At 46.9% G+C, this 5,950-nt stretch carries 7 protein-coding genes and 1 pseudogene; 1 reads left to right on the top strand and 7 read right to left on the bottom strand.

All coding sequences use genetic code 11. The annotated features are described in order from the left end of the window. Positions 1-343 (bottom strand): DHH family phosphoesterase (locus C1T29_RS17830; protein WP_208945514.1); only part of this gene is annotated, 343 nt, incomplete at its 3' end. A 146-nt stretch (positions 344-489) separates the two neighbouring features. Between C1T29_RS17830 and C1T29_RS17835 the strand changes: the two genes are divergently transcribed. Further along, entirely contained in the window at positions 490-792 is a 303-nt protein-coding gene (locus C1T29_RS17835) for a YtpI family protein (protein ID WP_023855494.1), read from the top strand. 28 nt (positions 793-820) lie between these two features. On the opposite strand, the gene C1T29_RS17840 is transcribed toward C1T29_RS17835, so the two are convergent. The 6 genes and pseudogenes from C1T29_RS17840 to argH all read right to left on the bottom strand — a co-directional run. Then, complete coding sequence (locus tag C1T29_RS17840; protein WP_020452570.1) at positions 821-2,143, bottom strand: CBS domain-containing protein; 1,323 nt, start codon at positions 2,141-2,143, stop codon at positions 821-823. 92 nt (positions 2,144-2,235) lie between these two features. Beyond that, on the bottom strand, positions 2,236-2,793 hold the full coding sequence (locus C1T29_RS17845) for a PadR family transcriptional regulator (protein ID WP_020452571.1): 558 nt from the start codon (positions 2,791-2,793) through the stop codon (positions 2,236-2,238). A gap of 117 nt (positions 2,794-2,910) precedes the next feature. Further along, positions 2,911-3,597 carry a metal-dependent hydrolase gene (locus C1T29_RS17850; RefSeq protein ID WP_020452572.1) on the bottom strand — a complete coding sequence of 229 codons (687 nt, stop codon included), beginning with the start codon at positions 3,595-3,597 and terminating at the stop codon, positions 2,911-2,913. A 32-nt stretch (positions 3,598-3,629) separates the two neighbouring features. Next, a complete protein-coding gene (locus C1T29_RS17855; protein WP_023855495.1) occupies positions 3,630-4,391 on the bottom strand; it encodes an SDR family oxidoreductase in 762 nt (253 codons plus the stop codon). A 165-nt stretch (positions 4,392-4,556) separates the two neighbouring features. Continuing rightward, entirely contained in the window at positions 4,557-4,700 is a 144-nt protein-coding gene (locus tag C1T29_RS17860) for a hypothetical protein (RefSeq protein ID WP_020452574.1), read from the bottom strand. Between the two features lie 146 nt (positions 4,701-4,846). Further along, positions 4,847-5,950, bottom strand: a pseudogene (argH, locus tag C1T29_RS17865) (argininosuccinate lyase); the annotation flags it as partial.

The raw sequence follows: 5,950 nt of genomic DNA on the forward strand, positions 1-5,950 counted from the left end.
ATAAAAGGTCGCCGTATTGGTCTTCATTCGGATGATGGTCGATTTTGATCAGCTTGTCGCCCATGTTGTAGCGCGAATCGGAAATTCTCGCTTGATTGGCCGTGTCACAGACGATGACAAGTGCATTTTCATACACCGGGTCTTCAATCACATCCGGGGTGTACAAAAAAGCGAGGGAAGGCTCGGGCGTTCCGACCGCGAAAATATTTTTTTCAGGATAGGTTGCCCTCAGGATTTCCGCAAGGCCGCATTGGGATCCGTAGGCATCGGGATCCGGTCTCACATGTCTATGTATAATGATCGTGTCATATAATGATATGGTTCTGATGATTTCTTTTTTCATGACGCGCCCCTTCTTTACTTTGTTTTTAACCATTAAATCATAATCTGTTGTTGGTGGAAAGTGAAAGTTATGACTTTTTATTGTAGAAAGCGAACCCGATTATGTATACAATGGGTTTGTAAAACTTACAATGGAGGATGTCGATTATGCCGTTTTTTGTTTTTTTCATTGTGGTTTCAGCGATAGCTTATGGGTACTTCAAAGTAAGGTATGTGCGCACCAAAAAAGCGATTGAACGGGAATACTATTCGGCCAAGTCAAGCATGAGTCTGGGCCTGTTTATCATGTTCTTCGGCGCCAATCAGCTGCTTTTAAACCGCGGCACGCTGGCTGTCGTCATCGGCGTTATTTTTATGCTGACCGGGCTCGGGAGCATGTGGGCCGGCTACAGAGCCTATAAGCACTATGTCCCTTTGCTTGCGAAAGAAAACGAACGGGAAAACGCATAAGCGAAAAGAGGGACACTGGCCGCGTCCCTTAGCTTCTTTCCATCAGCTGAACCATCATCATCGCTTTGCCGACGAGAGCACCCTGGTGAAAAACTTCTATATCCATTTTTCCGAACTTTCTCCCGGCTTCGAGAATGTTCGGTTTTATTTCAATGACAGACTCCATTTGCACAGGCTTTAAAAAATAAATCGTCATGCTCTCTATCACGAGTTCGCCTTTTTTGTGCGACCGCAAAAAACGGTTTGCAGCTTCGGTCAAAATCGTCGTAAACACGCCGTAGGAAATCGTTCCCAAGTGGTTTGTCATTTGCGGCGTTACTTCGTATTGATAAACCGGATCCGGCTTGTTTTTGTCATTGTCCGATTCTTTGAAACCGCCTGTCACAATGTCATCGAGTTTTTCGCCGACCTGAGGCTGCTTCTGAATCATTTGAAGCGCCTTTAATACGTCCTGCCTGCTGATCATGCCGATCAGCTTTTGCCGCTCGTCAACGACGGGAAGCACTTCGATTCCTTCCCAGACCATCATCTGCGCCGCTGAAGCGACTGACGTTTTGCCGATTACTGTAATCGGGTTTTTCGTCATGACTTTTTCAATCAATACAGAGCGGTCATATCCGGCAACATCTTTTGAAGTTAAAATGCCGTGGATTTTCATCTGCTCGTCAACGATGGGAAAACGTCCATGCCCCGTTTCAAAGTTTTTCTCATACCATCTTTCGAGCTTTTCATGAGGGGATAAGCAGACCGTTTTTTCCAAAGGGGTCAAAATATCCTCGACAAGCACGACCTCTTTTTTGATGAGCTGGTCATAAATCGCCCTGTTGATCATCGCGGCTACAGTAAACGTGTCATAGCTTGTAGAAATGACCGGGAGCTCGAGCCTGTCGGCAAGCTCAATAATCTCCGGCTCCGTATCAAAACCGCCGGTCACCAGCACGGCAGCACCCGCTTCCAAAGCCTGGCGGTGCGCATCGATTCGGTTGCCGACAATCAGCAGGTTGCCCGCCCCGGTATATCTCATCATCGCATCAAGCTTCATCGCTCCGATGACGAATTTGTTGAGCGTTTTATGAAGCCCTGCTTTTCCGCCAAGCACATGGCCGTCAATGACATTGACCACTTCAGCGTATGTCAGTTTTTCAATATTCTCTTTTTTCTTTTGCTCGATCCTGATCGTTCCGACCCTTTCGATCGTGCTGACAAACCCTTTATTCTCGGCTTCTTTTATCGCTCTGTAAGCAGTTCCTTCACTGACTTTCATTTCCTTCGCAATCCGCCTGACGGAGATTTTTTCGCCGACGGACAAAGAATCAATATATTTTAAAATCTGTTCGTGTTTTGTCGCCAATCGTTTCACCTTCATCCTCTGACTGCTAGATATATTTATTATAAATGGTTGTGCAATTGAACCGCAATCCGCCTTCGCAACATCATGTCCGTCTAAGAGCGATCATTCTCCATCAGAAGAAGCGCTTTTTCAAGCCATGAGCAATAGCCGTTTTCCCGCTCCAGCGCCCGGGTCAATACAAGGTAATGGCCGAAATGAGGCGAGCGGAAAGTTATCGATTCACCCGCTTCGCGCTTCAATTCTTCGAGCTTATTTTTTAAAAAAACGGCTTTCTCCTCCCGCTTTTGAAGCTGATCGGCAAAAAGCCTTTTCGCTTCATCACGTTCCATCGAAGAGATAAAATAAGCTTTCAGCATAAATTCATCTTTTACCGTATCGGGGACCGGTTTGAATTCCGTAAGCCATCCGTGAAGTTCACGCTTTCCGGCCTCTGTGATGGAATACATTTTCTTTTCTAATTTTGAGCCTTGGATCACCGTTTCATATTCGATAAATCCTTCATCCGTCAGCTTTTTCAGCTCGGGATAAATCTGACTGTGCTTGGCGCTCCAAAATTGGCCCAATTCGGCTTTAAAGCGGCTTGTCATATCGTAGCCGCTCAAACTCCCGTGATCAAGGAGCCCCAAAATCGCGTATTTCAATACCCTCATAATATCCTCCCAAGAACAATCCGATTCCTATATTATATCATCATTAACATGTTTTGATAGACATATAACCGGTTCAACCGAAAAAAGGACCCGGATTCGGGTCCTCTAAAAACAAGTTTATTTAAATTCGATTGACTCACCGACCTCAAGCACTTTTCCGACGCCGCCGGGAAGGCTGTCCGCAAATGCATGCGGGTCCTGTTCGATGACGGGGAACGTCGAGTAGTGAACCGGTACAACCTGTTTCGCCCTGAGCCATTCTGCGGCCAGTTTGGCATCCTCCGGGCCCATCGTAAAATTATCGCCGATCGGCAGGAAAGCGAGGTCGATATGATTTAATTCACCGATCAGCTTCATATCTGAGAAAAGCCCAGTGTCTCCTGCATGAAAAATCGTCCTTCCTTCCACAGTCAAGAGGATCCCCGCCGGCATGCCGGTATAGACGATCTTTTGGCTGTCTTCTTCCGTATAAGCCGATCCGTGGAAAGCCTGCGTCAGCTTGACTTGGCCAAAATCGAACTGATGGGAGCCGCCGATATGCATCGGATGGACATTCAGGCCTTTCCATCCCAGATAGACCGCGAGTTCATTCGGAGCTACAACGAGCGAATGATTTCGCTTGGCGATTTCGACGGTATCGCCGACATGATCGTTATGACCGTGGGTCAGCAAAATAACATCCGCTTTAACCTCTTCCGGCTTTAAATCGGTTAAAGAATTTCCTGTAATAAACGGATCGAAGATCAATTGATGATTTCCCGTTTCAACTGTTACCACTGAATGACCATGATATGTCACTTTCATCATATCCACCCATGTTTTTTAATTTCGCACGTCTAAAGAGAATGACGGTTAATCACATTCAAGCCGCCTGTCGCTTCAATGACTGTTCCCGTAATGTAGTCGGAATGTTCATCGCATAGAAAAGTGATGATCCTTGCGATATCTTCACCGGTTCCCGACCTGCCGATCGGCGTTTCCTCATCAAGTGACGCCCTCGCTTCTGAAATCGAAGCCTCTTTCATATCCCCGACGATGTTGCCTGGACAAACCATGTTGGCTGTGATGCCGGAGCCCGCTTCTTCAATGGCGATCGTTTTTGTTAAAGAAGCCAGCCCCACTTTCGCCGCTCCAAAAGCGGAACGATGCAGCCAGCCCGGCGCATGGTCTGCCCCCTGAAATCCGTATGTGATGATGCGGCCGAACCGCTGGCGCCTCATCACCGGAACAACCGCTTTAAACAGATGGAAGACAGAGCTTAAGTTGCCTTCAAGCATGTCATACCATTCATCATCAGTATAATCTGCAAGCTTTTTTCGTTCAAATATGTATGGGCCGGCATTATTGATCAGAAGATCAATTTTTCCAAATCGCTCAAGTGCGGCATTCACCATCCGGAGCAGGTCTTCTTTCTTGGTGACATCTCCCTTTACAAACTGTAAACGGTCAAGGGATGACCGCCATTTTTCTTTTAGGCGGCTGACAGCTTCTTCGTCCTGCCTGTAATTCACCGTCACTGAGTAGCCTTTTTCAAGCAGGGCTTCCGTCACTTTACGCCCCAAACCTTTTGAACCGGCAGTAATTAACGCATGGCGCACATCTTTCCCTCCCAGGCATTGGTTCTCGGTATTCGCAAATGATTGCATGTATCTACCTATACTTTACTACAAAAGCCAGAGTATATCACATGTGGAGCATCGGGAAATTTGCAATCGCCGCTGGACAGAAGAAAGCTGAAGCCCGCTGTTACGGGCTCCAGCTTTCTATTGTTTATCTGCATCAGCTAACGGCTGTGCGTCATCGTGCGCGACAAATCCGCTGAAATAGGCATCAGAGATTTGCTGAACGGTTTCTTTATCGCCGTCGGCATCATACATGTATGCGTGTTTTGACTGATCTTGTTTCATTGCCACACCCCTTTTCGATTCACAAATCTATTTTGCGTATGAAGCCGCACAGTTATGAATCGAATCGGGAAGTGTTAAAAATTGTTCAAACAATGCTTCGCCTTTTGAATGGCTTCTTCAACCTTTTTGAATCCCGTCCCGCCTTAACTAATCCTTTTTTCGACGGCATGGTGCGGGGCGAGCACGATGTAGACGTCTTCTTCAAACAGTTCGCTTGCCTTTTCGAACTCTTCAAACGGCAGGCCGCTGAGATAAATGCCTTTTTCGATACAAGTGTAGACAAGCTTTCCGACGACTTCGTGCGCCTCTCTGAACGGCATGCCCTTTTTCGCCAGATAGTCGGCAAGTTCGGTAGCATTTGAAAAATCCTGCTCCGTTGCTTTTTTCATCATATTTTTGTTCACTGTCATCGTTTTCGTCATGCCGGCAAAAATCTCAAGGCTTCCTTCGACCGTTTTCACAGTATCAAACATACCTTCTTTGTCTTCCTGCAAATCTTTATTGTACGCTAACGGGAGCCCTTTCATAATCGTCAGGAGGCCGATCAGATCACCGTATACGCGTCCGGTTTTCCCGCGAATGAGCTCTGCCATATCCGGGTTTTTCTTTTGCGGCATCATGCTGCTCCCCGTAGCATAAGTGTCATCAAGCTCAATGAATTTAAATTCCTGCGAACACCAAAGAATGATTTCTTCGGAGAATCTTGACAGATGCATCATCAAAATGCTGCTCGCGCTTAAAAATTCAAGGATGAAATCCCTGTCGCTGACGCCGTCCAAGCTGTTTTCATATATCGAGTCAAACCCGAGCAGACCTGCTGAATATTCACGGTCGATCGGAAATGTCGTTCCAGCGAGCGCCCCGCATCCAAGGGGGGACTTGTTAATCCGCTTGAATGAATCATGATAGCGTTCTTTATCGCGCTCAAGCATCCAGAAGTAAGCGAGCAAATGATGCGCGAACGAGATCGGCTGCGCCCGCTGCAGATGGGTGTATCCCGGCAGTATCGTCTCCACATGTTCTTCCGCTTTTTCGATAAGCACGTGTTGAAAAGCCGTAATCAGCTCGATGATATGCTCTGTGTGCCCTTTTAAATACAGGTGCATATCCGTCGCCACCTGGTCGTTTCGGCTTCTGGCCGTATGAAGCTTTCCGCCGAGCGGCCCGATTTCGTCAATGAGCATTTTTTCAAGGTTGAGGTGAATGTCTTCGTAATCGACTGAAAAATCGAGTTCGTTTTTTTCCGCTTT

This window comes from Bacillus sp. MBGLi79 (assembly GCF_002953915.1).

What these genes read in the sequence shown, in the direction of transcription:
- C1T29_RS17835 (WP_023855494.1), top strand. Translation starts at nt 490, where the DNA reads ATGCCGTTTTTTGTTTTTTTCATTGTGGTTTCAGCGATAGCTTATGGG.
- C1T29_RS17845 (WP_020452571.1), bottom strand. Translation starts at nt 2,793, where the DNA reads ATGAGGGTATTGAAATACGCGATTTTGGGGCTCCTTGATCACGGGAGT.
- C1T29_RS17850 (WP_020452572.1), bottom strand. Translation starts at nt 3,597, where the DNA reads ATGAAAGTGACATATCATGGTCATTCAGTGGTAACAGTTGAAACGGGA.
- C1T29_RS17860 (WP_020452574.1), bottom strand. Translation starts at nt 4,700, where the DNA reads ATGAAACAAGATCAGTCAAAACACGCATACATGTATGATGCCGACGGC.